The 23,508-nt window shown below is 61.3% G+C and carries 21 protein-coding genes; 11 read left to right on the top strand and 10 right to left on the bottom strand.

The window, feature by feature from the left end; translation table 11 throughout:
- Positions 1-10: 10 nt before the first annotated feature.
- The 3 genes from LE416_RS09850 to LE416_RS09860 all read right to left on the bottom strand — a co-directional run bounded on the left by LE416_RS09850 (position 11) and on the right by LE416_RS09860 (position 2,103).
- Positions 11-982: a UbiA family prenyltransferase gene (locus tag LE416_RS09850; protein WP_225048318.1), complete on the bottom strand. Its 972-nt coding sequence runs from the start codon at positions 980-982 to the stop codon at positions 11-13.
- Between the two features lie 127 nt (positions 983-1,109).
- Positions 1,110-1,772, bottom strand: coding sequence for a GNAT family N-acetyltransferase (locus tag LE416_RS09855; RefSeq protein WP_225048320.1), 663 nt, complete (start codon positions 1,770-1,772; stop codon positions 1,110-1,112).
- Positions 1,773-1,782: 10 nt separating this feature from the next.
- Positions 1,783-2,103 (bottom strand): hypothetical protein, encoded by a 321-nt coding sequence (locus LE416_RS09860; RefSeq protein WP_225048322.1) that lies wholly within the window; start codon positions 2,101-2,103, stop codon positions 1,783-1,785.
- Positions 2,104-2,666: 563 nt separating this feature from the next.
- Between LE416_RS09860 and LE416_RS09865 the strand changes: the two genes are divergently transcribed.
- Positions 2,667-3,995 (top strand): replication-associated recombination protein A, encoded by a 1,329-nt coding sequence (locus tag LE416_RS09865; RefSeq protein WP_225048324.1) that lies wholly within the window; start codon positions 2,667-2,669, stop codon positions 3,993-3,995.
- A 1,077-nt stretch (positions 3,996-5,072) separates the two neighbouring features.
- Here the strand turns inward: LE416_RS09865 and LE416_RS09870 are convergent.
- Together LE416_RS09870 and LE416_RS09875 are read right to left on the bottom strand one after the other, a co-directional pair.
- Entirely contained in the window at positions 5,073-8,393 is a 3,321-nt protein-coding gene (locus LE416_RS09870; protein WP_225048326.1) for a YhgE/Pip domain-containing protein, read from the bottom strand.
- A gap of 14 nt (positions 8,394-8,407) precedes the next feature.
- Positions 8,408-8,965: a TetR/AcrR family transcriptional regulator gene (locus LE416_RS09875; RefSeq protein ID WP_225048328.1), complete on the bottom strand. Its 558-nt coding sequence runs from the start codon at positions 8,963-8,965 to the stop codon at positions 8,408-8,410.
- 265 nt (positions 8,966-9,230) lie between these two features.
- Between LE416_RS09875 and LE416_RS09880 the strand changes: the two genes are divergently transcribed.
- Both LE416_RS09880 and LE416_RS09885 read left to right on the top strand, forming a co-directional pair.
- On the top strand, positions 9,231-9,500 hold the full coding sequence (locus LE416_RS09880) for a type II toxin-antitoxin system RelB/DinJ family antitoxin (protein ID WP_225048330.1): 270 nt from the start codon (positions 9,231-9,233) through the stop codon (positions 9,498-9,500).
- A gap of 10 nt (positions 9,501-9,510) precedes the next feature.
- Positions 9,511-9,792 carry a type II toxin-antitoxin system YafQ family toxin gene (locus LE416_RS09885; protein ID WP_225048732.1) on the top strand — a complete coding sequence of 94 codons (282 nt, stop codon included), beginning with the start codon at positions 9,511-9,513 and terminating at the stop codon, positions 9,790-9,792.
- A 63-nt stretch (positions 9,793-9,855) separates the two neighbouring features.
- On the opposite strand, the gene LE416_RS09890 is transcribed toward LE416_RS09885, so the two are convergent.
- Positions 9,856-10,017 carry a hypothetical protein gene (locus LE416_RS09890; protein ID WP_225048332.1) on the bottom strand — a complete coding sequence of 54 codons (162 nt, stop codon included), beginning with the start codon at positions 10,015-10,017 and terminating at the stop codon, positions 9,856-9,858.
- Positions 10,018-10,635: 618 nt separating this feature from the next.
- On the opposite strand from LE416_RS09890, the gene LE416_RS09895 reads away from it, so the two are divergent.
- From LE416_RS09895 to LE416_RS09930, 8 genes are all read left to right on the top strand, one after another.
- A complete protein-coding gene (locus tag LE416_RS09895; protein ID WP_225048333.1) occupies positions 10,636-13,011 on the top strand; it encodes a phosphoketolase family protein in 2,376 nt (791 codons plus the stop codon).
- Positions 13,012-13,206: 195 nt separating this feature from the next.
- A complete protein-coding gene (locus tag LE416_RS09900; RefSeq protein WP_225048334.1) occupies positions 13,207-13,479 on the top strand; it encodes a hypothetical protein in 273 nt (90 codons plus the stop codon).
- Positions 13,480-13,646: 167 nt separating this feature from the next.
- Complete coding sequence (locus tag LE416_RS09905; RefSeq protein WP_225048335.1) at positions 13,647-14,774, top strand: baeRF6 domain-containing protein; 1,128 nt, start codon at positions 13,647-13,649, stop codon at positions 14,772-14,774.
- Positions 14,775-15,813: 1,039 nt separating this feature from the next.
- Positions 15,814-16,353 carry a sigma-70 family RNA polymerase sigma factor gene (locus tag LE416_RS09910; RefSeq protein WP_225048336.1) on the top strand — a complete coding sequence of 180 codons (540 nt, stop codon included), beginning with the start codon at positions 15,814-15,816 and terminating at the stop codon, positions 16,351-16,353.
- Positions 16,337-17,431, top strand: coding sequence for a hypothetical protein (locus tag LE416_RS09915; protein ID WP_225048337.1), 1,095 nt, complete (start codon positions 16,337-16,339; stop codon positions 17,429-17,431). Before LE416_RS09910 ends, LE416_RS09915 begins: the two co-directional genes overlap by 17 nt.
- 160 nt (positions 17,432-17,591) lie before the next feature.
- Complete coding sequence (locus LE416_RS09920) at positions 17,592-18,203, top strand: DUF2975 domain-containing protein (protein WP_225048338.1); 612 nt, start codon at positions 17,592-17,594, stop codon at positions 18,201-18,203.
- 11 nt (positions 18,204-18,214) lie between these two features.
- Positions 18,215-18,829, top strand: a complete 615-nt coding sequence (locus LE416_RS09925; RefSeq protein ID WP_225048339.1) for a DUF2975 domain-containing protein — start codon at positions 18,215-18,217, stop codon at positions 18,827-18,829.
- The gene (locus LE416_RS09930) at positions 18,826-19,038 is read left to right on the top strand and encodes a helix-turn-helix domain-containing protein (protein WP_225048341.1); all 213 of its coding nucleotides are present in this window, start codon (positions 18,826-18,828) and stop codon (positions 19,036-19,038) included. Before LE416_RS09925 ends, LE416_RS09930 begins: the two co-directional genes overlap by 4 nt.
- 64 nt (positions 19,039-19,102) lie before the next feature.
- Here the strand turns inward: LE416_RS09930 and LE416_RS09935 are convergent, their stop codons facing one another.
- From LE416_RS09935 to LE416_RS09950, 4 genes are all read right to left on the bottom strand, one after another.
- On the bottom strand, positions 19,103-19,318 hold the full coding sequence (locus LE416_RS09935) for a hypothetical protein (RefSeq protein ID WP_225048343.1): 216 nt from the start codon (positions 19,316-19,318) through the stop codon (positions 19,103-19,105).
- The gene (locus LE416_RS09940) at positions 19,319-19,543 is read right to left on the bottom strand and encodes a hypothetical protein (protein ID WP_225048345.1); all 225 of its coding nucleotides are present in this window, start codon (positions 19,541-19,543) and stop codon (positions 19,319-19,321) included.
- A 330-nt stretch (positions 19,544-19,873) separates the two neighbouring features.
- Entirely contained in the window at positions 19,874-21,241 is a 1,368-nt protein-coding gene (locus LE416_RS09945) for a PTS sugar transporter subunit IIC (RefSeq protein WP_225048347.1), read from the bottom strand.
- 891 nt (positions 21,242-22,132) lie between these two features.
- Positions 22,133-23,500, bottom strand: coding sequence for a PTS sugar transporter subunit IIC (locus LE416_RS09950; protein WP_225048348.1), 1,368 nt, complete (start codon positions 23,498-23,500; stop codon positions 22,133-22,135).
- Positions 23,501-23,508: the final 8 nt, after the last annotated feature.

Genomic DNA, 23,508 nt, shown 5'->3' on the forward strand with positions numbered 1-23,508 from the left:
AAAACTCCCCCTAAAGTGATTGCCACAGCGACCAGCCGGCCAGCACCAGCACCTCGGCGCCGACGGTGAACAGCAGGTTGTTGACGGCGGTTTTGAATGTGAGCCGGCGCACTTGCACGGCCATGAAGCGTTGGATGTTCTTGTGAATCAGCGGCCAAAGCAGCAGCACGAAAAGCGTCGGCCACGGCATCAGCCCGAGCGCCACGGCCGCAACGATGGCGAGGTAGGCGGCGACCGGCACCCAGCGGTAGATCGCCAGCGACCGGTCGTGGCCGAGGTACACCGCCAGCGTTGCCCGGTGGTTGGTGATGTCCTCCTCGATGTCGCCGATGTTGTTGGCGAACATGATGTTGGCCTCCAGGATGATGATCGGCGCGGCGACCAGCAGCATCTGGGCAATCACCTCGATGTTGCCGTGCAGGCTGAAGGTCCGCCAAGTCAGGTCGAGCCCGAGCGGCCGGTTCGGCACGTTGACGAAGTAGGCGATGAAAAAGGTTCCGAAGCCCTCGGTCATGCTGGAGACCACCTCGCCGATCGGCAGGCGCGAGATCGGCATCGGCCCGAACGTGTAGAAGATCGCGATGGCAATCGCCGTGGCGCCGATGAACAGCAGCACTAGGTTCGTGCGCACCACGAGAATCAGCCCGGCGACAACGGCGACGCCCAACAGCGTCAGCATCAGCGCCATGATGCGGCGCGGGTCCAGGTGCGCGGTGCCGATGATGTTGCCGTTTTGCCGGTAGTCCTCGTCCTTGGACTTGTGGTAGTCCTGCACATTGTTGAAGCCGGTGACGAAGCAGGCAATGCTCAGCTGACCCACAAAGTAGATCAGCGTGTTCACCCCGTTGAAGCCGCCCTGGTCGTGCCACGCGTACAGGACGCCGAGCGCGAAGGGCATCGCGGAGGCCAGCTTGACCGGCAGCCGGATCAGCTGCAGGAAAAGCGGCCAGGTCAGCTTGTGGTATGGTGTTGATTCCGTCATTCTCATCCTCCCAATTGCCAGCGAAGCGCTGCCAATATGATACTAGTCTACGTTAGCGCGCCGCTTTTGTACACGACCGCACAAAAAAATGAGAGGTTCACCCCCTCATTCTTACGCTTAGTTAATGCTAGAACCGAAACGCCGGGTCGTCGGCGACGGTGTCGCGGGTCAGCACCAGCGTGGTGGCGTCAACCGCCACAAAGTGGTTGGCGGCCAAAAGCGCCCGCGCCGCCGCGTTGGCCGCGGGCAGGTCGGCCGGCGTGGTCGCCTCGGGTTCGGTCGCCGTCTGGTCAGCGGTGGTGGCTGCCGCGTTAGTTGCCGCAGGTTCAGCCGCCGCGGTTTCCGGTGGCAGCACGCTTTGCGCCGCCGCGGTTTCCGGTGGCAGCACCACGCGCAGCCGTTTCAGCCCGAGCTCGAAGAAGGCGAAGCCCGCCACGCGCGGCAGCACTTCCGCCATCACCGCCGCCGGGGTGCGTTCCAGCACCTCAAAGCGCAGCTGGGCTTCGGTCTTTTCGGCGTCGAACTGCCACAGGCAGATGCTGCCGCAAAAGGCGCCGGTCGCGCGATCGCCGATGCCGTACAGAAGCGACCGGTCGCCCATCACCAGCTGCATGGACTGGTTGACGTAGCGCGCGGTGTCCTCGATGGTCGCATCGAGCGCGCGCCCGGACAGCGCGGCCTGCGTGGCGTCGGCGCGCAGGGCGTGGACGTCCTTGAGGCGAAACAGCGTCGGCCAGTCGAGCTGGTAGTGCGCCGACAGCAGCGGGTGGTATTTTTCAAAATGGGCCATGTCGCGCCTCCTAGAAGATGCCGTTGTCCTGCAGGTCGGTGATCGGATCGTTGAAGTTCTTGTGGTAGTAGGTTTCGTCCATCACCTTGTACTTGCCGTTGGCGAACTTGGCAATCAGGTTGCCGGGTGTCGCGATCTGCGCGTCGGAGTTGGGCACGTGCAGCTCGACGGACGGCAGTGGCGTCAGCGCGACGAACTTGGCATCGGCCCCGAAGAAGGCGTCGATGGTCGCGCGGTCGATGTCCTCGCGCACAGGCAGGAAGTACGACATCTTAGCGGTGGAAAACGCGGCGAACTCGCCGCCGGGAAACTTGGATTCAAAGGCAGGCATTGCCGGGACCTCTTTTCAATGGTTTCACTAAGTATATCACGTATAATGGAGAGGGTGGAGCAAGCCGGGCTTAGCGGGTTGAATAGCCTAGCCGCTGCGCTTGGGCCCGCACTTAGGCCCGAGCGCAGCGGCGTAGCTATTCACACCCGCGTTGGCTTGCGGAACCCGTTTATTGAAGGGTGGCGCAAGCCTAGTTTGGCGGGTTGTGGCCGCGGCCTCCGGGCCCCGGGCGGGTTGGGCTGTGCGGCCGGTCTCCGCCCGTTGGGCTCCGACCTAGATTTAGAGCCGGAGCCGCGTTGCGGCTACCCCGTCTCTAAATCTGCCGGGATGAGTGGCGCGAAAGCTCGCCAAGACCGCGAGGCTTTTGAGACGCTCATCCTTTCACGGCCCAACCCGCCCGGGGCCCTCCGGCCGCTACACAGCGGTATCACGCGACGGACCAACCTGCGAAAGGTAGGACATTTATTGCTGCCGTTTATTCGCGTGAGCGTATGCGATTGGACCGTCTGCCGCCGTATTTACTGTTCCAATTTCCCACGCATTTGTGAAAGAAGGCACCTCACATGGACTTATTCGAATCCGCCGGCCAGGCGCTTCAGCCGCTGGCCAGCCGCATGCGGCCGCAGACTTTGGCCGAGTTCGCCGGGCAGGCGCAGCTGGTCGGGCCCGACGCCGTTTTGACCAAGCTGATCACGCAAGACGAGATTCCCTCGCTGATCTTCTGGGGACCGCCGGGCGTGGGCAAAACCACGCTGGCGCAGATCATCGCGCGCCAGACCAAGGCCGCGTTCGTCAACTTCTCCGCCGTCACCAGCGGCATCAAGGAGATCAAGAAGGTGATGGAGGAGGCCGAGGCCAACCGCTTGCTGGGGCAGAAAACCATCGTCTTCGTCGACGAGATTCACCGCTTCAACAAGGCCCAGCAGGACGCCTTTTTGCCCTACGTCGAGCGCGGCTCCATCACGCTGATTGGGGCGACGACGGAGAACCCGTCGTTCGAGGTCAACGCGGCGCTGTTGTCGCGCACCCGGGTGTTCGTGATGAAGCCGCTGGCCACCGCCGACCTGGTCGGACTGCTGCAGCGTGCGCTGCGCGACCCGCGCGGCTACGGGCTGGAAAAAGTGGAGATTGCAGACGAGCTGCTGCAACAGATTGCGACCTTCGCCAACGGGGATGCGCGGATTGCGCTGAACACGCTGGAGATGGCGGTGACCGACGCCGGCGGCCAGTCGGGTGATGTGATTCACGTCACGAAGCAGGCGGTCGGGCAGCTGCTGTCCAAGAAGGCGTTGCTGTACGACAAGAACGGCGAGGAGCATTACAACCTGATCTCGGCCTTGCACAAGTCGATGCGCAACTCTGACGTCGACGCGGCGGTTTACTGGCTGGCGCGGATGCTTGAGGCCGGTGAGGACCCGCTGTACATCGCGCGGCGGCTGGTGCGGTTCGCCTCCGAGGACATCGGCATGGCCGACTCCCGTGCGCTTGAGATCTGCACCAGCGTTTTTCAGGCCTGTCAGTTCATCGGCATGCCGGAGTGCTCGGTCCACCTGACCCACGCGGTGGTGTACCTGAGCCTGGCGCCGAAGAGCAACGCCCTGTACACGGCCTATGAGGCGGCGAAAAAGGATGCGACGGAAACGCTTGCGGAGCCGGTGCCGCTCCAGATTCGCAACGCCGTCACCGACCTGATGGGAGAGGTCGGCTACGGCAAGGGTTATGAATACGCTCACGACACCAAGGACAAGCTGACCACGATGCAGACGATGCCGGACAACCTGGTCGGGCGCCGCTACTACCACCCGACTACGCAGGGCAGCGAGGCCAAAGTGGCGCAGCGGCTGGCACAGATTCAGGCGTGGCACCGGGAGCACGACGGCGAGTCGGAATAATGCTTTAGTCTTGAACATGAAAAAGTAGGACAGGCTACGCCGTTATTTGCGCCGTGCTTGTCCTACTTTTTGATTAGGGCGAATAGTTCCGCTCTGATCTCGTCGAGCTCCGTGCGGCAACGCGGGAGCGGATTGCTACGCACCAGCACTCGGGGCAAGGCCCGCCCCAAGCACTGGCGCTAGGCAATCCGACCCGCTAAGCCCGCCGCACTCTGCTCTGGTTCGTCGAGCTCCAGACCACAACGCGGAAGCGCCTAGCTAGAACAAGCCCTTGAAGCCAAGTACGCTTCAAGGGCTTGTCCTACGCTATGCGTTCCGCTAAATTCGCGGTCTTCCGCTCTGGTATCGTCGAGCTCCGCCGAGCATCGCCGGTGCGTCTAGCTCGGGTCGGACACTGGGCCAAGTTCGGGCCCAATGCCCAACCCTACGCTAGCCGACCGGCTAAACGCTCGGCTCCGCTCTGGGTTGTCGAGCTCCGTGCGGCAACGGCAACTCGTCCAGCTAAGGCCAGCACTCGGGGCAAGGAACGCCCCAAGCACTGGCCTTGCGCTAGACGATTGCCTAAATTCGCCGCACTCCGCTCTGGTTTCGTCGAGCTCCAGCCCGCAACGCGGAAGCGCCTAGCTAGAACAAGCCCTTGAAGCCAAGTGCGCTTCAAGGGCTCGTTCTACGCTATGCGTTCCGCTAAGTGCGCGGTCTTCCGCTCTGGTATCGTCGAGCTCCGCCGAGCATCGCCGGTGCGTCTAGCTCGGGTCGGACACTGGGCCAAGTTCGGGCCCAATGCCCAACCCTACGCTAGCCGACCGGCTAAACGCTCGGCTCCGCTCTGGATTCGTCGAGCTCCGTGCGGCAACGCCCACTCGTCCAGCTAAGGCCAGCACTCGGGGCAAAGAGCGCCCCAAGCACTGGCCTTACGCTGGACGGTGGGCTAAGCCCGCCGCCCTCCGCTGTGGGTTCGTCGAGCTCCAGCCCGCAACGCGGAATCGCCTAGCTAGAACAAGCCCTTGAAGCCAAGTGCGCTTCAAGGGCTTGTTCTACGCTATGCGTTCCGCTAAATTCGCGGTCTTCCGCTCTGGGTTACTTTTCCACTTCCTGCAACTTCTGGTTGTCGTCCAGCTGCGAGACACCCATCAGGTGCTTGCGCTGCAAGTACTGCATGACCAGCCACAGGAGGGCCAGGGAGCCGAGGATAACGCCGATCAGGACGACGACCGCCTGGGCGACCGTGCCCGAGGCGATGCCCGAGGTGATGGCCTGACGGAAGCCCATGATCGAGTAGCTCATCGGCAGAAACGGGTGGATGATGTTGTAGAAGCGGTTGGTGATCTCGAGCGGGAACGTCCCGCCGGCACCGCCCAGCTGCAGCATCAGGAGCACCATCGCGACGAAGCGGCCCGGGTTGTCCAGCCACATGGACAGGAACATGACCAGGTACATGGACGCGAGGGCGAAGAGTTCGGCGAAAAGGTAGAAGAGGCCGACGTGGTCGACGGTCAACCCGGCCGCGATGATGAGCGTGGCCTCGACCAGCGCCATGCCGGTGGCGACCAGGCCGCCGAGCACGATCTTGGAGGCGAACCACTGCGTTGCCGTGCCGTCCTTCTTGGAAACCTTGCGGATCGGGTAGGCGAAGTTGAAGACCAGGGCACCGACGTAAAGCGCCAGGGACAGCACGTAAGGCGCCAGGGCGTGGCCGTAGTTGTCGACCTTGCTGAAGTAGCCGTGGTGCAGCTTGGTCGGGGCGGCGAACATCTTCGCCGTCTTGTCGCTCAACTTGATGCCGTTGACCTGCTTGGCGCCGGCGCCAAGGCTGGTCGACAGGGTTTTGGCGCCGCCTTCGAGCTTACCGGTGCCGTCGGTCAGGTCCTTGGACTTGTCGTCAAGCTGCTTGGTGCCATCGGCCAGCTGCGTAACGCCGGTGGTCAGCTGCGGCAGCTGACCCTTCATCTGGTCGAGGCCGCCTGCAATCTGCTTGGCGCCGCTGGTGAGCTTGCCACCGTTGGCCGCGAGCTGCTGACCGCCGTTGTTGAGCTGGGAGACGCCGGACGTCAGGGCCGGGATCTGGCCGTTCATGGTGTTGAGGCCGCCCGCAAGCTGGCCTGCGCCGTTGTTGAGCTGGGAGACGCCGGCGGTGAGGGTCGGAATCTGGCCGTTCATGGTGTTGAGGCCGCCCGCGAGCTGGCCGGCACCGTTGTTGAGCTTGGTGACGCCGGCAGTCAGGTCAGGGATCTGACCGTTCATGGTGTTGAGGCCGCCTGCGAGCTGGCCTGCACCGTCGTTGAGCTTGGTGACGCCGGCGGTCAGGTCAGGGATCTGGCCGTTCATGGTGTTGAGGCCGCCCGCGACCTGGCTAGCGCCGTCGTTGAGCTTGTCAACGCCGGTAGTCAGGACCGGAATCTGGCCGTTCATCTGGTTGAGGCCGCCGGTCAGGGTGGCCGCGCCGAGCTTGAGCTTCAGGTTGTTGGCGGTGACCTGGGTCACGCCCTGGTCGAGCTGGTCGATGCCGTCCAGCAGGGCGGGCAGGCCCGCGGCGAGCTGCTGGATGCTGTCGTTGAGCTCGTCGGAGCCGTCGGTCAAAGCCGTGCCCTTGGTGGCCAAAAGTTTGGCGCCGTCCTGCAGCTGGGTGAGGCTTGAGGCGAGCTTGGTGATGTCGCCGTCGGTTGCCAGCTGGGTGTCAAGCGCAGCGGACAGGGTCTTGGCGCCGTTTTCCAGCTGGGTCAGGCCGCCCATCAGGGTTTTGGCGTCCGCGGAATCAGCCGCGGTGCCGGTCGCCTGCTCCTGGGTGGAGGCGAAATCCATGAAGTCCGTGTACATCTTGTCCACCGACTTCGCGGCGGTCGAGTCCTTGGCCACGCCGGCCGCGGAAAGCTGGGCCTTGGCGGTCGCGTAGTCGTTCACGACCTTGGTGGCCTTGCTCTTGGCCAGCGCCGTGGTGGCGGTGACCTGGGCCTTGATCGCGGTGACGCCGGCTGCCATCTTGTCGATGTTTTGCTGCAGCGTCTTCATGTTGCTCGGCAGCGTCTGGGCCGCCGCGTTGAGCTTGGTCAGGTTGTCCGACAGCGTGGTGACGCCGGCGACGTACTCACCGGTGCTGGCGTTCAGCGTCGTGCTCCCGTCCGTGAGCTTCTTGAGGCTTGCGGCGGCGAGGCTTGCCGTCTGCGCCTTCATGGCGGAGATGCCCTTGGCGACCTGGGAGACGCCGGCGGTGTAGTCGCCGATGCCGGTGTTCAGGGTCTTGGCGCCGTCCGCAAGCTTCTGGGTGCCGTCTGCAAGCGGGCCGACCTTGGACTTGAGCTCTTTGGTGCCGTCGGATAGATCGTTGGCGCCGTCCGCGAGCTTCTGGGTACCAGCCGCGAGCGGGCCAACCTTGGACTTGAGCTCCTTGGTGCCATCGGAAAGCTGGTTGGCGCCGTCCGCGAGCTTCTTGGTGCCGGCTGCGAGCGGGCCGACCTTGGACTTGAGCTCCTTGGTGCCATCGGAAAGCTGGTTGGCGCCGTCCGCGAGCTTCTTGGTGCCGCTCGCCAGTGGGCCGACCTTCGAGTTGAGCTCGGTGGTGCCGGCCTTGAGCTGGTTGGCGCCGTCCGCGAGCTTTTGGGTGCCTGCCGCCAGTGGGCCAACCTTGCCGGCCAGGGTGTTGATCCCGGCCGCCAGGGTGTCGGCGCCGGTCACGTACTGGTCCAGGCCAGCGTTCAGGGTGTTGGCCCCGTCGTCAAGCTTGGTGACGCCGCTGCTCAGCGGCTTGACCTTGACGCTCAGGGTCTGGACGCCGTCGTTGACCTTGGAGACGCCGACCACGTACTGGGAGACGCCGTCGTCCAGGGTCGCGAGACCGTCGGACAGCTGCGTGGCGCCCTTGGCCGCCTTGTGCATGCCCTTGCCGACCGTTTTGATCTGGTCGAAAACGGCGCTGGCGTAAGCGTTGGTGACGTTGGCGCGAATCTCTTTGTCCAGCGTGTCGACGCCGATGCCGGAGATCACCGAGCTCAGGTAGTTCAGCGAGTCGTTGGTCTGGTAGGTCAACTTCATCTTCTTGGGGTTTTCGTCCAGCACGGTCGCCGCGTTCTTCGAGAAGTTCGAAGGAATGGTGACGACGGTGTAGTACTTGTTATCCTTGAGCCCCTGCTGCGCCTGCTTGGCGGTGACGAAGTGCCAGCCGAGCTGCTTGTTCTTGCGTAGCTTGGCGACCGTCTGCTCGCCGACGTTCATCTTCGTGCCGTTGTAGGTGACGGCGCGGTCGTTGTTGACCACGGCGACGGGCAGGTCCTGCGTGTCGCCGTATGGGTCCCAGACCGACTTCAGGAAGAAGATGCTGTACAGGAACGGGATGATCATGATGACCATCACCGACAGCAGAATCAGCTTGTTGCGCTTGATGAACCCGAATTCATCTTTTATCAATACGTGTAGCCTCCTTATGCGATGACTTCATTGAGGTAGAGGTTGACCAGCTGGGCGTAGTTGCCGTTTTGGCCGTGGGGCATGAAGCCCATGATCTCGAGCACGGAAAACCCGAGGACGCTTGCGATCAGCGCCTGCTCGAAGGCCTGCGGGGACATGTGGCGCAGCTTGGTGTGCGTGATCAGCCGCCGCAAGAGGTCCAGCACCTTCGCCGTCGCGGCGACGAATGGGCTGTCCTGCGGGTAGCGGTGCACGTAGTAGAAAAGCTGCACCAGCGCGCCGTTTTGGTCGAAGAACTGGTGGGCCGTGGCGGTGTAGGCGGCAAGCGCCGAGCGCCCGGACAGGCCGGTCGCGGCCTCCAACAGCTGCGTGTAAAGGTCGGCCATGAAGGTCGCGCCGAGGTCCTCGATCATCGCGTCCACGTTGTCGTAGTAGTTGTACAGCGACTGCGAGCGAATGCCGAGCCGCTTGGCTAGGTGCTGAAAGGTCAGCGCCTGAAACCCTTCCTCGCGCACCAACTGCTGCGCCGCTTCGAGCACCTGCGCGTGATCAAGCCTGCGATGTGTCCCCATGTCTGCCCCTCCTTAGTGGTGTCACCCAATGAATTACAAGGTATAAATATAAAGGGATTCATCGAAGGTCACAACCTACAAAATGTAGATTATGCCCAAAAACGCACAAAAAAAGCCCCGGGTGCGCGGGGCAACCTCGTGGGTTCGCATCACGGGTACGTGGGGCAGACTGTTTGCTTGAGTGATATATTGGATCCCATTGTACGCGCAGCGTATGTTCAAACTGCACCGAAACGTGATATAATCCTGAGTGGAGGTGAGTTGAATGCAAACCAAAAGACAAGAGGCAAGGCTTAACATTAGGCTCGATGCCGAACTCAAGCAGGAGGCAACGGATATTGCGAATGATATGGGAATTGATCTTACCACCGTCATTAAGATGACGCTGACCCAGATGGTGAAAGATCACCGGCTGCCCTTCACACCAACAAGTCTGCCGATTGAGACCATTCAAGCGTTGAAGGAACTCGATCATGCAGAGAATTATCCAACCTATGCGACGGTTGATGAGATGAAGAAGGCTATCGATGCTTAGGCTCCAGCCGATGCCAAGGTTTGTTCGGGATTACAAAAGGTTGACGAGGAAACACTACGACATCAAACAACTGGATACGGTAATTTCAATGATTCAGACCGGTGGCCACGAGGAAGAATTACGCCGACGATATTTTGATCATCCTCTTGAGGGTAGCTGGGAGGGACATCGGGACCTTCATGTTGTTGGCGGTCGTCGCGGTGACTGGTTACTTCTCTATCAGATTGATATCGAAACGAATACGCTTCGGTTGGTACGATCAGGCTCACATCAAGATTTGTTCGGCATATAAAAAACACGTAAGCGTTCAGCGTTGAACGCTTGCGTGTTTTTTTCTTGGTAGATTCACTCGAGTTTACAGCCGGAAGTGCAGGTCCGGGTGCGTGTCGAGCACAACGACGCCAATCATGAGCAGCGCGGTGACGAACGCGGCGACGACGGCGTGCACCGCCAGCAGTGCCGCGAAGGCGAAGGCCGCCACCCCGAGGACGATCCAATCGAATGTGTTTAATGACATAAGACTCACTCCTTCAGAAGCGCGATGTCGGGCGGCCGAGCAGCGTGGCCGCTTGATTCCGCTTTCATTATACCACGTTTCGATTCGTTATTGTGAATGGTTGCGCAATTCAATGGGCGCGAGCCGCAAAGAGGCGCGAGGAGCGGCGAGCGGGTAAAATGGAGGCAGGGCGGCGATGCGACCCGCTTCCAACCGCGACCCGCAGCATAGAGGAGCACTTCTAGACGTCGGACCGGTGAAGTGGGGTGCCATCGCGCTTGACGCCATGGTTGAATCGACCAGTCCCACATGCAGAAGCGGCGGATCACAATGTAGGACGGAGGCTCTGGAGGGTGACGTTGGAGGCGTAGGGCCGAGGCGAGCCAGCGTGAAATTGCTGTTAGTTGGCGGTTTTTGCCAACTTACAGCAAGGGCGGGTCGCAAGACCGGGCTTTGGGCTTGCGGGAGCCCCACGCGTTCCGCAGCCTCGACCCGGAGCCGGAAACGGCACCCGCCAGGGCCGGAGTCCGCGTTTTACCGCCCTCTCTGCTTTTTAAGCAATTTTAAGCGAAACTAAGTGATTTTTCCGTTTTTCGTGGTATACTGGGGTCAACAACTTAGAAAAGGATGGTGTCGTTCATGACGACAGCTGTTGATTATTCTTCCAAGGACTACTTCGACAAGATGACGGCCTACTGGCGCGCGGTCAATTACGTGTCCGTCGGCCAGCTCTACCTTGCCGACAACCCGCTTTTGAAGCGGCCACTGGAGTCCGACGATGTGAAGTTCTACCCGATCGGCCACTGGGGCACGATTGCGGGCCAAAACTACATCTACACGCACCTCAACCGGGTCATCAACAAGTACAACCTGAACATGTTTTACATTGAAGGCCCCGGTCACGGCGGCCAGGTCATGATCTCCAACGCGTACCTGGACGGCACCTACACGGAGACCTACCCGAACATCACCCAGGACGAAAAGGGCATGAAGATCCTCTTCAAGCGCTTCTCCTTCCCGGGCGGCGCGGCGAGCCACGCCAACGCCCAGATTCCGGGCTCCATCCACGAAGGCGGCGAGCTGGGGTACGCCCTGAGCCACGCCACCGGCGCGATCCTCGACAACCCTGACGTGATCGTGGCGGCGGTCACCGGCGACGGCGAAACCGAAACCGGCCCGCTGGCGACCAGCTGGTTCTCCAACACCTTCATCAACCCGATCACCGACGGCGCGGTGCTGCCGATCGTCCACATGAACGGCTTCAAGATTTCCAACCCGACGATCCTGTCCCGCAAGTCCGACGCCGACCTGCGCAAGTACTTCGAGGGCATGGGCTGGGATCCGTACTTCGTCGAAGGCGACGACGCCGACAAGCTCAACCCGATCATGGCCGAGACCATGGACACCGTGATCGAGAAGATCAAGGCGATCCAAAAGCACGCACGCGAAACCGGCGACACCACGATGCCGCACTGGCCGGTGCTGATCGTCCGCACGCCAAAGGGCTGGACCGGCCCGAAGACCTGGGACGGCGAGCCGATCGAAGGCTCCTTCCGTGCCCACCAGATTCCGATTCCGGTCAAGCGCGACGACATGACCCACGCCGACTCCCTGGAGGGCTGGTTGAAGTCCTACAAGCCGGAGGAGCTCTTCGACGACAACGGCGTTTTGAAGCCTGAGCTGAAGGCCCTCACGCCTAAGGGCACGCACCGCATGGCGGCCAACCCGATCACCAACATGGGCTACAACACCAAGCCGCTGGTGCTGCCGGACTTCAAGGACTACGCGCTGGACAACACCAAGCGCGGCCAAAACGTGAAGCAGGACATGATCATCTGGTCCGACTACCTGCGCGACCTGATCAAGCTGAACCCGGACAACTTCCGCGTCTTCGGGCCTGACGAAACCATGAGCAACCGCCTGTACGGCCTGTTCGAGGCCACCGACCGCCAGTGGTTAGAACCAATCGACCAGAAGGGTTGCGACGAGAAGATGGCCCCGAGCGGCCGCATCATCGACTCGCAGCTGTCCGAGCACCAGGCGGAAGGCTTCAACGAAGGCTACACGCTGACCGGTCGCCACGGGCTTTTCACCTCCTACGAGGCGTTCCTGCGCGTCGTGGACTCCATGCTCACCCAGCACTTCAAGTGGATGCGTGAAGCCTCTGAGCAGCCGTGGCACAAGCCGTACCCATCCCTGAACGTGGTTTCCACCTCCACGTCCTTCCAGCAGGATCACAACGGCTACACCCACCAGGATCCGGGCATTTTGACCCACCTGGCGGAGAAAAAGGGCGAATTCATCCGCGAGTACCTGCCGGCCGATGCCAACTCCCTTTTGGCCGTATCGCCTAAGGTCTTCGAAAGCCAGAACACGATCAACCTGCTGATCACCTCCAAGCAGCCGCGGCCGCAGTTCTACTCCATCGAAGAGGCGCAGGTCCTGGCCAACAACGGCCTCAAGCGTATCGACTGGGCCTCTAACGACGACGGCGTCGAACCCGACGTGATCATCGCCGCGGCCGGCACCGAGCCGAACATGGAAAGCCTGGCCGCCATCGACCTGCTGCACGCCAACTTCCCAGACCTGAAGTTCCGCTTCATCAACGTGGTTGACCTTCTGAAGCTGCGCTCGCCTGAGCGCGACCCACGCGGTTTGACCGATGAGGAATTCGACCGCTACTTCACCACCGACAAGCCGGTGTTCTTCCAGTTCCACGGCTTCGAGGACCTGATCCGCGACATCTTCTTCGATCGCCACAACCGCAACGTCTTCGTTCACGGTTACCGCGAGGAAGGCGCGATCACCACGCCGTTCGACATGCGGGTGCTCAACGAGCTCGACCGCTTCCACCTGGCCAAGGACATCATCGCGCACGTCCCGGGTTACGCGGAAAAGGCCGGTGCCTTCATCCAGAAGATGGACGACACCCTGCAGTACCACCACGATTACATTCGCGAGCACGGCGAAGACATCCAGGAAGTCCTCGACTGGACCTGGACCGACATCAAGTAGTGCACATCTGCTCCGGACACGAAACGGCCGGGCACGCCAGAACAAGGCGTGCTCGGCTGTTTTGTACCCAGGGCGCAGCCGGACGATGGCTAGGGCGAAGCTTGTCACACTTAGGTCGGCGTCCGGCGGTTGTGAATTCTGTGAGGGGGGGTACAATGTTCCTGTAAACGATTGCATCAACATGGAGGAATAATGATGAAGAAGCGGTATGGGTGGCTGATGCTCCTGGCAGGGGTGCTGCTGGGGGGCCTGCTGGTGCTGGGCGGCCAGCGCGTGGTGCAGTCTCGAACCGACGCGGGCTTCGAGGTGGTGAGCGCGCCGACCAAGGCGAAGACCGTGATCTACAAGAGCAAGGACGGCGAGATGAGTTTTCCGAACAAGCGCCGGGCCTGGAGCGTGGTGGCGCGACAGCGCAAGGACGGCGCGTGGACCTACGCGCTGTACGAGCTGACCCCGGCGAACCAGTAGCGCTGGGCACGGCGACGGCATTGAAGGAGGCGGCAACTGCGGGCAGCGTGGTCGCCGCTTTTTCGTGTCGTCCGGGGCCGCACCGGGCCGATTCATTGCGCTAGATATTAGCAAGATGATATTCTGGGATTGTGACCTGTTACCGAGGCTCGAAGGGAGAGACTTATATGCCAACTCAGACCGAACAGACCCTGCAACAATTCCTGGCCGCCGCGGACGGCCCGTTCGTGACGCTGTACCTGCCGCTGACCACCCACGACGGAGACAAGCTGCGGCTGAAAATGCGCCACCTGACCGACCATGCCAAGCAGGTGATGGCCGAGACCTGGCCGGACGCCGACTGGGCCGCCTACGCCGATCAGCTCGGCGGGGACCTCGCCGACCCGGCGCAGCTGGCCCGCCTGGACGGGGAGGGCCTGTGCGTGATCGTCGACGCCGAGGCCCGCTACACCCGGACTTTGGCCTTCCCGGTTCAGGAGACGGCGATGGTGACCGCGCTGCCGCAGGTGCTGCCGCTGATTCTTGACGTGCGCCGCCAGTTCGAGTTCGACCTGCTGGTGCTGTCCACCGACCGCATCTCGCTGTACCGCAACGCCGGCGGCCACCTGACCGAAATCGAGCTGCCGGACAACGCGCCGGTGACACTCGAAGAGGCGCTTGGCACCGAGCTGCGCGGCGGCGGCATCAACAGCGTGTCGCGCGGCAGCGGCCACGTCGGCTACCACGGCCACAACGAGAAGGCCGCCGTGGCGGAGGTCGACCGCCGCCGCTACTACCAGGCCGTCGACAGCTACATCGCCGACCATTACTCCAAGCCATTTTCCCGTCGGCTGATCCCGGCCGGCTTGACCCAAAACCTCGCCGTGTTCCGCCAGATCAGCAAAAATCCGCACCTGAGCGGCTCGATGCAGCTGGAGCTCAACGCCGGCGACATGAGCCTGCAGGAGCTCGACGCGGCCTGCGATCCGCTGCGCGCGGAGCACCGCCTGCGCCGCCAGCAAAAAGTACTGGCGGAGATCGACTACGCCCGCGGCAGCGCCCGCTTCAAGGACGACCTGTCCGCCATCGTCGCCGCGGTCAACACCGGTGCCGTGGCGACTCTGGTGATTCGCCAGGGCGCGCGCATCAACGCGCGGCTGAACCCGGACTTCACCCTCGACCGCGAGTCCCCGCGGGCTCAGCACAACAACCTGCTCAACGACCTGGCCGACTACGCCCTGGCGCGCGGCGGCGAGGTGCGCGTGCTGCCGGAGGAAATGATGGAAGAACCCGTGTGCGCGGTGCTTAGGTACTAGAGGGCGGAGAAGCGCGCACTTAGCGGGTCGGCTAGCGTAGGACTGGGGCTTGAAGCGCACTTTGCTTCGAGCCCCAGTTCTAGCTAGACGAACCGGCGTTGCCTTGCGTAGCCCGTTTAGAGAGTGGAACGCGGCGGTCTTAGTGGGTCGAATAGCCTAGCGCTAGCGTTGAGGCGGGCTATGCCTCGGCGCTAGTGCGTAGCTATTCGCACCCGCGTTGCCGCGTGGAACTCGTTTCGATTAGAGAGTGGAGAAGCGCGCACTTAGCGGGTCGGCTGATGCCTGCTTTACGCCTAGAATTTGTCCGTGTTATACTGGATACAGCAAAAGACGACGCCCCGGGTAAGAGCGCCGTCCCGCGCAGACTGCCGCGTTAAGAGCGGTAGCACCCGTCATATTGCAAGCATTACGCCGCCTTCCAACTGTGCAAAGTTAATCGGGCGGCGTTTTTGCTTGCTCATCTCCGGAACTTTCGGAATTCGTGCCTCAGCTTGCGGGCTTCTTTGAGGAAGCCGGTTGCCGTCTTGCAACAACGTGTCGCCACGTAGAGCAAGCCGGCAAGCTCGCCGATGATCACGATGGCCCCTTGTAGTAACGAGGTCATGAGGTCGCGCTGTACTCCTTTCTACCAGATTCCGACAACCAACGGTCATTCCACCATTGGCATCACCCTCTTTCGATTGGGTACCACCGCTCATATCACTTTGTCTGCTGGTTGACAGTGTAACAGGCAGGGCGCTGTTTTGACTAGGCGGCGCGCACGAACCCTTGCGGCAGTAAGAATTGCCACGAAATTTTGGGTAACCGGCGGTTCTGCGCCGAGCGGTAGCACCCGTCATATTGCAAGCATTACGCCGCTATAAAACTCTGCAAAGTTATAACTGGGCGGCGTTTTTGCGTCTCATTTCCGGAACTTGCGGGTCGCGACTCCTGGTCGCGGCCCTTTTCGGCGTGAAATTAAAAATATTATCGGCCCGACTGTCAGATTTGGCGTCCCGAGACCGTATTATAGGGTGAGGAGCATGAAAGGGGTGAGGAGATGGAGGACGAGACATTAGTGGCCGCGCTGCGGCTGCACGACGACCAGGCGATGATGGCCCTGATTGAGACTTACGGCACGTTCGTCCGCCAGGTGGTGTGGCGCAACCTGCCGAGCGCTTACGAGCGCAGCTACACCAACGACATCGAGAACCGCACGTACTACAAGGTGTGGACCAAGATCGGCCAGTTCGACCCGGCCAAGGGCAGCTTCAAGAGCTGGCTTGCGGCCATCGCCCAGAACCAGGCGCGGGACTACCAGCGGGGGCTGGCGGCCAGCTTCCAGTTCCTGGACATCGACCAGGTGTACCTGGCGGAGCCCGCGGCCCCGGAACCGGAGGCCCAGTTGGACACCGACGCGCTGTTCGCCAACCTGTCCGACGTCGAGCGGGCGGTGTTCGAGCGCTTTTTCAACCAGGACCAGACGCCGGCGCAGATCGCCAAGGCGCTGCACATGCGGCGCAGCGCCGTCTACCAGCACCTGTCGCGCGGGCGCAAGAAGTTGCGCCAAGGAGGTGGCCTGAATGCCTATTCTGAGTAACCCGTTCGTCGAGGTCGTCAACGGCATGAACGGGATCAAAACCCGCCCGGTCGGCCTGACCGACTACCTGCAGCAGCGCTACAACGCGCGCAAGGCGTCCTTGTACATCACGATGCAGCAGGTGCTCGCCAAGGTCACCAAGATGCTTGAACCGGGCGAGCAAATCATCAACATGATGCCGATGACCAACGAGGAGAACTCCGCGATGGCGACCGACGGCGTCATGGGGATGTACGCGCCCAAGACCGACGACACCAAGCAGTACCTCAAGGCGCAAGACAGCCTGCGCGGCAACCGCCTGATGGTGTTCACCACCACGCGCATCCTGTTCTTCACCGTCATCGAGTTCCTGGACTCGGACACCGCCTACTTCTCCTACCCCTACGACCACATCAAAAAGCTCCAGCTGGCGGAGCGGTCGATGAACTACCTGACCCAAAAGCCGGTGAACACGCAGCTCAAGATGCCGGGGGCCGCGGGCAAAAAGTCCGGGGTGGGGCCCGCGAAAGCGGCGGGCCAAGCCGCCGCAGCGGATGCCGAGGCGGCGAAGCGCGAGCCGGAACAGGGGCCTGAATCCGAGAAAATCGAGCCAGGCGCGGGCGCGGGTGCGGCCACCCAGTCCGCCGACGCCTCGGCTGCCCCGACCCCGGACGCCCAGTCATCAGCGGCAGCACCAACCCAGGCCACTGCGGCCAAGCCCCGCCGGCGCGGCCTGGTCGACAGCATCGCCCAGGCGACCGGCGCGGCCGATGGTGGGCTGGTCAACGCCCAGAAGACCTGGCAGCGCGAGAACCGCATGTGGTACGTGCTGGATTTTCAGACCAGCGACGGCAACGTGTTCACCGAGAGCCTGACGAAGCTCAACGGTGAGCAGTTCAAGCGCAACCTCCTGACCATCCCGGGGATGCAGGACATCGAAGTGACCGAGCACGTGACCCGCAACAACCGCTTCGAGCACATCGCCAGCAACACCAGCCTCCAGGCGCGGGCGATGATCGGCTGCATGACCGTCCTGATCGTGCCGGTGACCATCTACCTGATCTGGATGTGCATCCAAACCATCCTAGGCAATGCGTGAGCCCTGAGCCGCCGCCCCCGCGACGGCTTTTTGCGTGGCACGGGTTCTCGACCCTGACCAAAAATATATCGAAAAACAATATATTTTCGTTGACGCTCGGTAACGGTCGGCGTACACTCATGGTGTTGAGAGATGGGTATGGGAGAAAGGGAGGCGTGAGATGACAATTTCAAGGCGCGTGATGCACGGCGTGGCCCGGTTCCTGCAGGTGGCGGCACTTGTGGTGCTTGTGGGCCTGGTGATCAGTATGGTGTGGGTGGTGCTCGGGTGGGTAACGCTCGCCAATGTCGAACACCTCGGTCGGGTCATCCACGACAGCACGCTGGCGCGGCCCTACGTCGAAGGCGCGGCGAAATCGGGTCTGGTGGCGACGATTGGGCAGCATTACCTGAACATCACCGGGGGGCCGGTGACGCCTGCGGTACGCGTGGCCATCAGCGCACTTCTGATTCTGGAGACGCTGCCCTACGCCGGCATCGTCTACCTGATGAGTCGGCTGTTCAGAAACATTGCCCAGAACCGCGTGTTCGTGCGAGGCAACGCCCGCATTTTCATCGCCTGCGGCTGCTTGAGTCTGGCCGCAGCGGTTGTCGGGATGGTGGTGTCGCCGGTCACGCAGGCGCTGTTCGAGAGGTTCAGCCAGACCAAGTTCTTCTGGTTCGGCACGGTTCACTTCCTGCCGGCGCTGTTTGAGGTGCTGGTGTGGTTCATCGTCGGCGGGGTGTTCACTTACGGCCTGCAGCTGCAGCAGGACGCCGACGGTCTGGTGTGAGGAGGAAAGAGATGACGAAACGAATTTCAGGCCGTGTCGTGCGCGCTGGCGCGTGTGTGCTCCTCGCGGCAATGGGCGTCGGCGTGCTGAACAGCCTCTTCTCGCTGGTGCTGGTGTGGCTGGGCCGTGTGCCGATCGACACCGTGGTGCACGGCGGGCGGGTGGTCGCGAATAGCACGCTGGCCCAGCCTTACGTCAATTACGCGGCGTCTGCCGACGGCCTGATGGGCCCGCGCGTGGCGGAATCGCTGCACATCACCGGCGCGGTGACGCCTGGGCTAAAAGTGCTGCTCCAAAGCGTGCTGACGGTCCAGCAGCTGCCGGCGATGGTGGTCATGGGGCTTTTGGGTGTGCTGTTTCACAACATCGCTGACGACCGCGTGTTCACTCGCGGCAACGCCAGACTGCTGATCACCAGCGGCTACCTGTGCCTGCTGATGATCGCCCTGCAGCTGTTGCCGCAGCTGGGCGTGGCGCTGTACCAGCAGTTTGCGGCGACGCGGGTTGGCGTGGGCCAGGCCCTCGTGCTTGCAACGCCGTTGATTGGGAGCGGTGTGCTGCTTTTGATGGGTTACGTGCTTGCGTACGGCCTGCAGCTGCGCCAGGAAACGGAGGGGTTGGTATGATTGTGTCGCGTCTGGATCGGCTGATGGCCGACCGTAAAATTCGCCTGAACGAGCTGGCGGCGCGCGTCGGCATCACCGAGGCCAACCTCAGCATCCTCAAGAACGACAAGGCCAAGGCGATGCGCTTCTCGACGCTTGAGGCCCTCTGCAAGGCGCTGGACTGCCAGCCCGGCGATCTGCTGGAGTACCAGCCGGACGACCAGGAGTAAGTAGCCCGTTCAAGCTGCAAAAATCGGCCCCGCCGCAACTGCGACGAGGCCGATTTTTTAGATATTAGTGTGTCTGCTTGTCCTCTTGGTCGGACTCGGCTTTCTTCTTCTTGCTGCGACGCGTGATCAGCCAGAAGCCGAGCAGCGCGAAGCCAACGCCGAATGTCAAGGGGACGGGACGGGGATTGCTGACCCCAGGGCCCGCTGGCGAGTACATGATCAGGTAAAACCCGATGGCCAGGAACAGCAACCCGGCGGAGCCGTAGCTCTGTTTTTTCACTTACTTCTCGACGCCAACTTGGAAGTAGAGGACAGACGCCCAGCGTTGCGCCTTGATCGTCGACTTGGCCAGCTTGGCCGCAGCCTCGAGGTCTTCCATGTTGGTTTCGAACAGCAGCTTCATGCCGGACTTCTTGACGAACTTGAACGTGACGCCGTTTTCGTTGTAAGCGTTGAGGGTTTCGATCATCTTGTCGGCGGAAATAGGTGCGTTAATAAAGATCATGAGATTTGGCTCCTTTGATTATTGGTGGGTACAACTCTATGATAAGCCTTTGCGTGGGGTAAGCGCAACCAGAGGGCGGAGAAGCGCGCACTTAGCGGGTCGGGTAGCCTAGCTAGGGCGGTTGGGCCCGAACTTAGGCCCAAGCGCCCTGGCGTAGCTAGCCGCGCCCGCGTTGCGCTTCGCAGCCCGTTTAGATAGAGGGCGGAGAAGCAGCACTTAGCGGATCGGGATGCCTAGCACCTTGAGCGCTGCCTGCTCACTCAGAGTTGCCCCGGGAACGAACAAACGGCACAACGCCAACGCGTTGTGCCGCTTGCTTTTAGACTAAGCTTAAGCTTCGGTGGATTCTTCCTGAACCTTGCTGGAAGCCAGAACGAATGGCATCCAGATGAAGAATGCGATTACCATGTTGAACAGCGCCAGCAGGGCAGCACGGAAGTCGAAGTTGGTCGCCATGAAGGCGTTCAAGATCGGAGGCGTGATCCACGGAACCGCGATCTGAACTGGGTTTACCCAGCCAGCGACGGTTACGAGGTAAGCGATGACGGTGTTGACAACAGGTGCCACGATGAACGGAATGAAGTAAACGGCGTTCAAAACGATTGGCAGACCGAACATAACAGGCTCGTTGATGTTGAACAGACCAGGGGCAAAGGCAAGCTTTGCGACGGTGCGCTCATCAGCACGCTTGGAGAAGATCAGGATGGCGATCAGCAGAACGATGGTACCACCTGAACCGCCGAACCATACGTAGGCATCGAAGGAACCACGAACCCACTGGAACGGAAGGGCCTGGTGGTTAGCCAAGGCCTGGATGTTCTGGATCTGGGAAGTGCCCCAGATGGATTCCAGAACAGGGCCAAGGACGTTAGGGCCGTGAATCCCGAAGAACCAGAATACTTGAACCAGCAGCGCAACCAGGAAGACCATCCAGCCGCTCTGACCAGCGTGCAGCAGAGGTGCCTGGATCGTGGCGGACAGCCAGTCCCCGAACACTTTGCCGGTAACGGAGGTGAAGAAGAAGTTGACGATGGAAACGAGGTAGAGGGCCGCGATCCCTGGGATCAGGGAAGTGAAGGCCTTAGAAACTGCAGGTGGAACGGTGTCTGGCATCTTGATGGAGATATCCTTCTTCATCAGGAAAATGTAAACAACCAGCGCCAAAGCACCGAAAATCATGGCAGTAAACAGACTTGCAGAACCAAGGTTACCAGTGGAGAACGCACCACCAACGGTGATGGAATTTGCACTGGCGGTAACACCGGCGCCGGTCAGGGTCTTGATTGCGCCAGCAGTAAGTTTGCCGTTAGCAATCGCAACCGAGGTGGTGCCGTTGATGCCCATGAAGAAGGCAGCCAGAGAAATCAAGGTCCCGGCAACACCATCGACATCGTACTGGGTGGACAGGTTGTAACCCCACATAGCCGCAAAGAAGATCGCGAAGATCGTCAGAGATGCGGTACCCACCGTGTTGTCGATCGTGATAATCGGCTGAACCGCCTTAACGAAGCCGTCCCAACCCCATTGAGTTGGGTAGGTTTGAAGAAGCGCGTTCAGCAATGTGGACAGAGAACCAGCCATGGTGATAGGCAGCGTTGCAATAAAGGCATCACGCAGCGCAACCAGCCACCGAATTGAGCCGATTTTCGCCGCAACAGGCACGACGTACTTTTCAAGCCAATTCATAATTGCTTGCATATATCTAACCTCCCTAAGATTTGAGCAAACCCTTGCGTGCCCACCGTCGAATTCATGACATGTCACGCATTGGTGGGGACATGTATGTACTAGTGGGCACAAACAATGATTCGATGAGCTGCATGCAGTCGCGGTGATCACGTCTGATCTGTGCGCCTGACTGGGCCAACCCCCCCGGATAGGACCAGTAGCAGTTCCCGATTTCGGCCGAAATCGATGTGACCCGCACGGCCACAATGCCAAGTGTAACCGGTTGCACCTAAAAAGTATAGGATTTAAGCGTACAAAAAAACAAAAAGTCATTCATAAAACAAATGGTATCATCAGGAACAAGTTCCGAAAGCGGCAGCGGTTTCCCCGCAAATGTTTCCGATTCCAAACCGCCCGATTGCCGCCGCCACGACGCGAAACCGTATTCATGCCGTGAAATATTTCAGCGATTGGTACACCAGGTTTACGCGTTCCGGTCGTCGGATGCGCTGAAACAAATTACTGGCGCCGAAGCCCTTGACAAGGCGGCGGCCGCTCGGGGGTCGCCGCAAAAACAGGCCCGACCGGCGAAGCGGATGTTTCTTCGGTCGGACCTGCGGGTGGTGAATCGGAATTGAAGCGTCGGGCTCCGCAAGGCAACGCGGGAGCGCACAGCTTGCGCCGGCGCTTGGGCCTAAATGCGGGCCCAAGTGCCAGCGCTACGCTATGCGTCCCGCTAAATGCGCGCCGCTTCGCCCTGGTCGTCGGGCTCCGCGGCGCAACGCGTGAGCGGCTAGCTACGCTCGGCAACTTGAAGCGCACTTTGCTTCGAGTTGCCGAGCTACGCTATGTGTCCCGCTAAATGCGCGCCGCTTCGCCCTGGCATCAAAAAAAGCGCCGGGTCTCCCCGACGCTTCCAGGCTATGCCTGATCCGGTGTTGCCTCCTGCACGCGGCTGGAGGCCATGACGAATGGCACCCAGATCGCGAAGGCGATGGCCATGTTGACGACGGCCAACACGGCGGCCCGCCAGTCGAAGTTCGTCGCCATCAAGGCGTTGAGGACTGGTGGGGTGATCCAAGGAACGGCAATCTGCACCGGGTTCACCCAGCCAGCCGCGGTCACGAAGTAGGCGATGGTCACGTTGACCACTGGCGCGACGAGGAACGGGATGAAGTAGATTGCGTTCAGCACGATCGGCAGCCCGAACATCACGGGTTCGTTGATGTTGAACAGGCCTGGCGCAAGCGCCAGTTTGGCCACCGCTTTTTCATCCGCCCGCTTGGAGAAAATCAGGAGGGCAATCAGAAGCACGATGGTCCCGCCGGAGCCGCCGAACCACACGTAGGCGTCGAAGGAGCCACGCACCCACTGGAACGGCAGCTCCTGGTGGTTGGCCAGCGCCTGGATGTTCTGGATCTGGGACGTGCCCCAGATGGATTCCAGCACCGGTGCCAGCACGTTCGGCCCGTGGATCCCGAAGAACCAGAAGACCTGAACCAGAAGCGTCACGAGGATCACCATGCCCGCGCCCTGGCCCGCGTGCAGCAGCGGCGCCTGGATGGTGGCGGACAGCCAGTCGCCGAACACGTGGCCGGTGACGCTGGTGAAAATGTGGTTGACGATGGACACGACGTACAGCGCCGCGATCCCCGGGATCAGGGAGGTGAACGCCTTGGCCACGGCCGGCGGCACGCTATCTGGCATCTTGATGGTGATGTCTTTTTTCATCAGCCAGATGTACACCACCGTCGCCAGCGCGCCGAACAGCATCGCGGTGAACAGGCTGGTGGAGCCGAGGTTCGAGGTGGAAAAGGCGGAGTTGATGGTCAGCGCCTTGTCGCCGACCGCCACACCGGCGTCGGTCAGGATCTTGCTGGCGGCCTTGGACAGGTTGTTGCCGAGCACCACGCTGGCGGTGCCGTTGATGCCCATGAAGAAGGCGGCCAGGGACACCAGGGCGCCGGCCACGCCGTCAACGTCGTACTGGACGGACAGGTGGTAGCCCCACATCGCGGCGAAGAAGACGCCGAAGATGGTCAAGGACGCGGTGCCGATGGTGGAATTCACCGCGATGAACGGCTGCACGGCATCGACGAAGCCGTTCCAACCCCACTGCGCGGGATATGTGCCTAAAATGGCGTTAAAAAGGGTGGCCAGGGAACCGGCCATGGTGATCGGCATGGTGGCGATGAAGGCGTCGCGCAGCGCAACCAGCCAGCGGATGGAGCCAATCTTCGCCGCGACGGGCACGACGTATTTTTCAAGCCAATTCATCAGAGCTTCCATATAGTGTT

The sequence above is a fragment of the Lacticaseibacillus kribbianus genome (genome assembly GCF_020180945.1).
In the GTDB taxonomy this organism is placed as follows: domain Bacteria; phylum Bacillota; class Bacilli; order Lactobacillales; family Lactobacillaceae; genus Lacticaseibacillus; species Lacticaseibacillus kribbianus.

Excerpts from the sequence above, each read along its gene's own strand:
- LE416_RS09915 (WP_225048337.1), top strand. The coding sequence starts at position 16,337 with ATGCCTATTCTGAGTAACCCGTTCGTCGAGGTCGTCAACGGCATGAAC.
- LE416_RS09890 (WP_225048332.1), bottom strand. The coding sequence starts at position 10,017 with ATGTCATTAAACACATTCGATTGGATCGTCCTCGGGGTGGCGGCCTTC.
- LE416_RS09880 (WP_225048330.1), top strand. The coding sequence starts at position 9,231 with ATGCAAACCAAAAGACAAGAGGCAAGGCTTAACATTAGGCTCGATGCC.
- LE416_RS09940 (WP_225048345.1), bottom strand. The coding sequence starts at position 19,543 with ATGATCTTTATTAACGCACCTATTTCCGCCGACAAGATGATCGAAACC.
- LE416_RS09895 (WP_225048333.1), top strand. The coding sequence starts at position 10,636 with ATGACGACAGCTGTTGATTATTCTTCCAAGGACTACTTCGACAAGATG.
- LE416_RS09920 (WP_225048338.1), top strand. The coding sequence starts at position 17,592 with ATGACAATTTCAAGGCGCGTGATGCACGGCGTGGCCCGGTTCCTGCAG.
- LE416_RS09945 (WP_225048347.1), bottom strand. The coding sequence starts at position 21,241 with ATGCAAGCAATTATGAATTGGCTTGAAAAGTACGTCGTGCCTGTTGCG.
- LE416_RS09910 (WP_225048336.1), top strand. The coding sequence starts at position 15,814 with ATGGAGGACGAGACATTAGTGGCCGCGCTGCGGCTGCACGACGACCAG.
- LE416_RS09850 (WP_225048318.1), bottom strand. The coding sequence starts at position 982 with ATGACGGAATCAACACCATACCACAAGCTGACCTGGCCGCTTTTCCTG.
- LE416_RS09950 (WP_225048348.1), bottom strand. The coding sequence starts at position 23,500 with ATGGAAGCTCTGATGAATTGGCTTGAAAAATACGTCGTGCCCGTCGCG.
- LE416_RS09925 (WP_225048339.1), top strand. The coding sequence starts at position 18,215 with ATGACGAAACGAATTTCAGGCCGTGTCGTGCGCGCTGGCGCGTGTGTG.
- LE416_RS09855 (WP_225048320.1), bottom strand. The coding sequence starts at position 1,772 with ATGGCCCATTTTGAAAAATACCACCCGCTGCTGTCGGCGCACTACCAG.
- LE416_RS09860 (WP_225048322.1), bottom strand. The coding sequence starts at position 2,103 with ATGCCTGCCTTTGAATCCAAGTTTCCCGGCGGCGAGTTCGCCGCGTTT.
- LE416_RS09865 (WP_225048324.1), top strand. The coding sequence starts at position 2,667 with ATGGACTTATTCGAATCCGCCGGCCAGGCGCTTCAGCCGCTGGCCAGC.
- LE416_RS09900 (WP_225048334.1), top strand. The coding sequence starts at position 13,207 with ATGAAGAAGCGGTATGGGTGGCTGATGCTCCTGGCAGGGGTGCTGCTG.
- LE416_RS09930 (WP_225048341.1), top strand. The coding sequence starts at position 18,826 with ATGATTGTGTCGCGTCTGGATCGGCTGATGGCCGACCGTAAAATTCGC.
- LE416_RS09905 (WP_225048335.1), top strand. The coding sequence starts at position 13,647 with ATGCCAACTCAGACCGAACAGACCCTGCAACAATTCCTGGCCGCCGCG.
- LE416_RS09875 (WP_225048328.1), bottom strand. The coding sequence starts at position 8,965 with ATGGGGACACATCGCAGGCTTGATCACGCGCAGGTGCTCGAAGCGGCG.
- LE416_RS09885 (WP_225048732.1), top strand. The coding sequence starts at position 9,511 with ATGCCAAGGTTTGTTCGGGATTACAAAAGGTTGACGAGGAAACACTAC.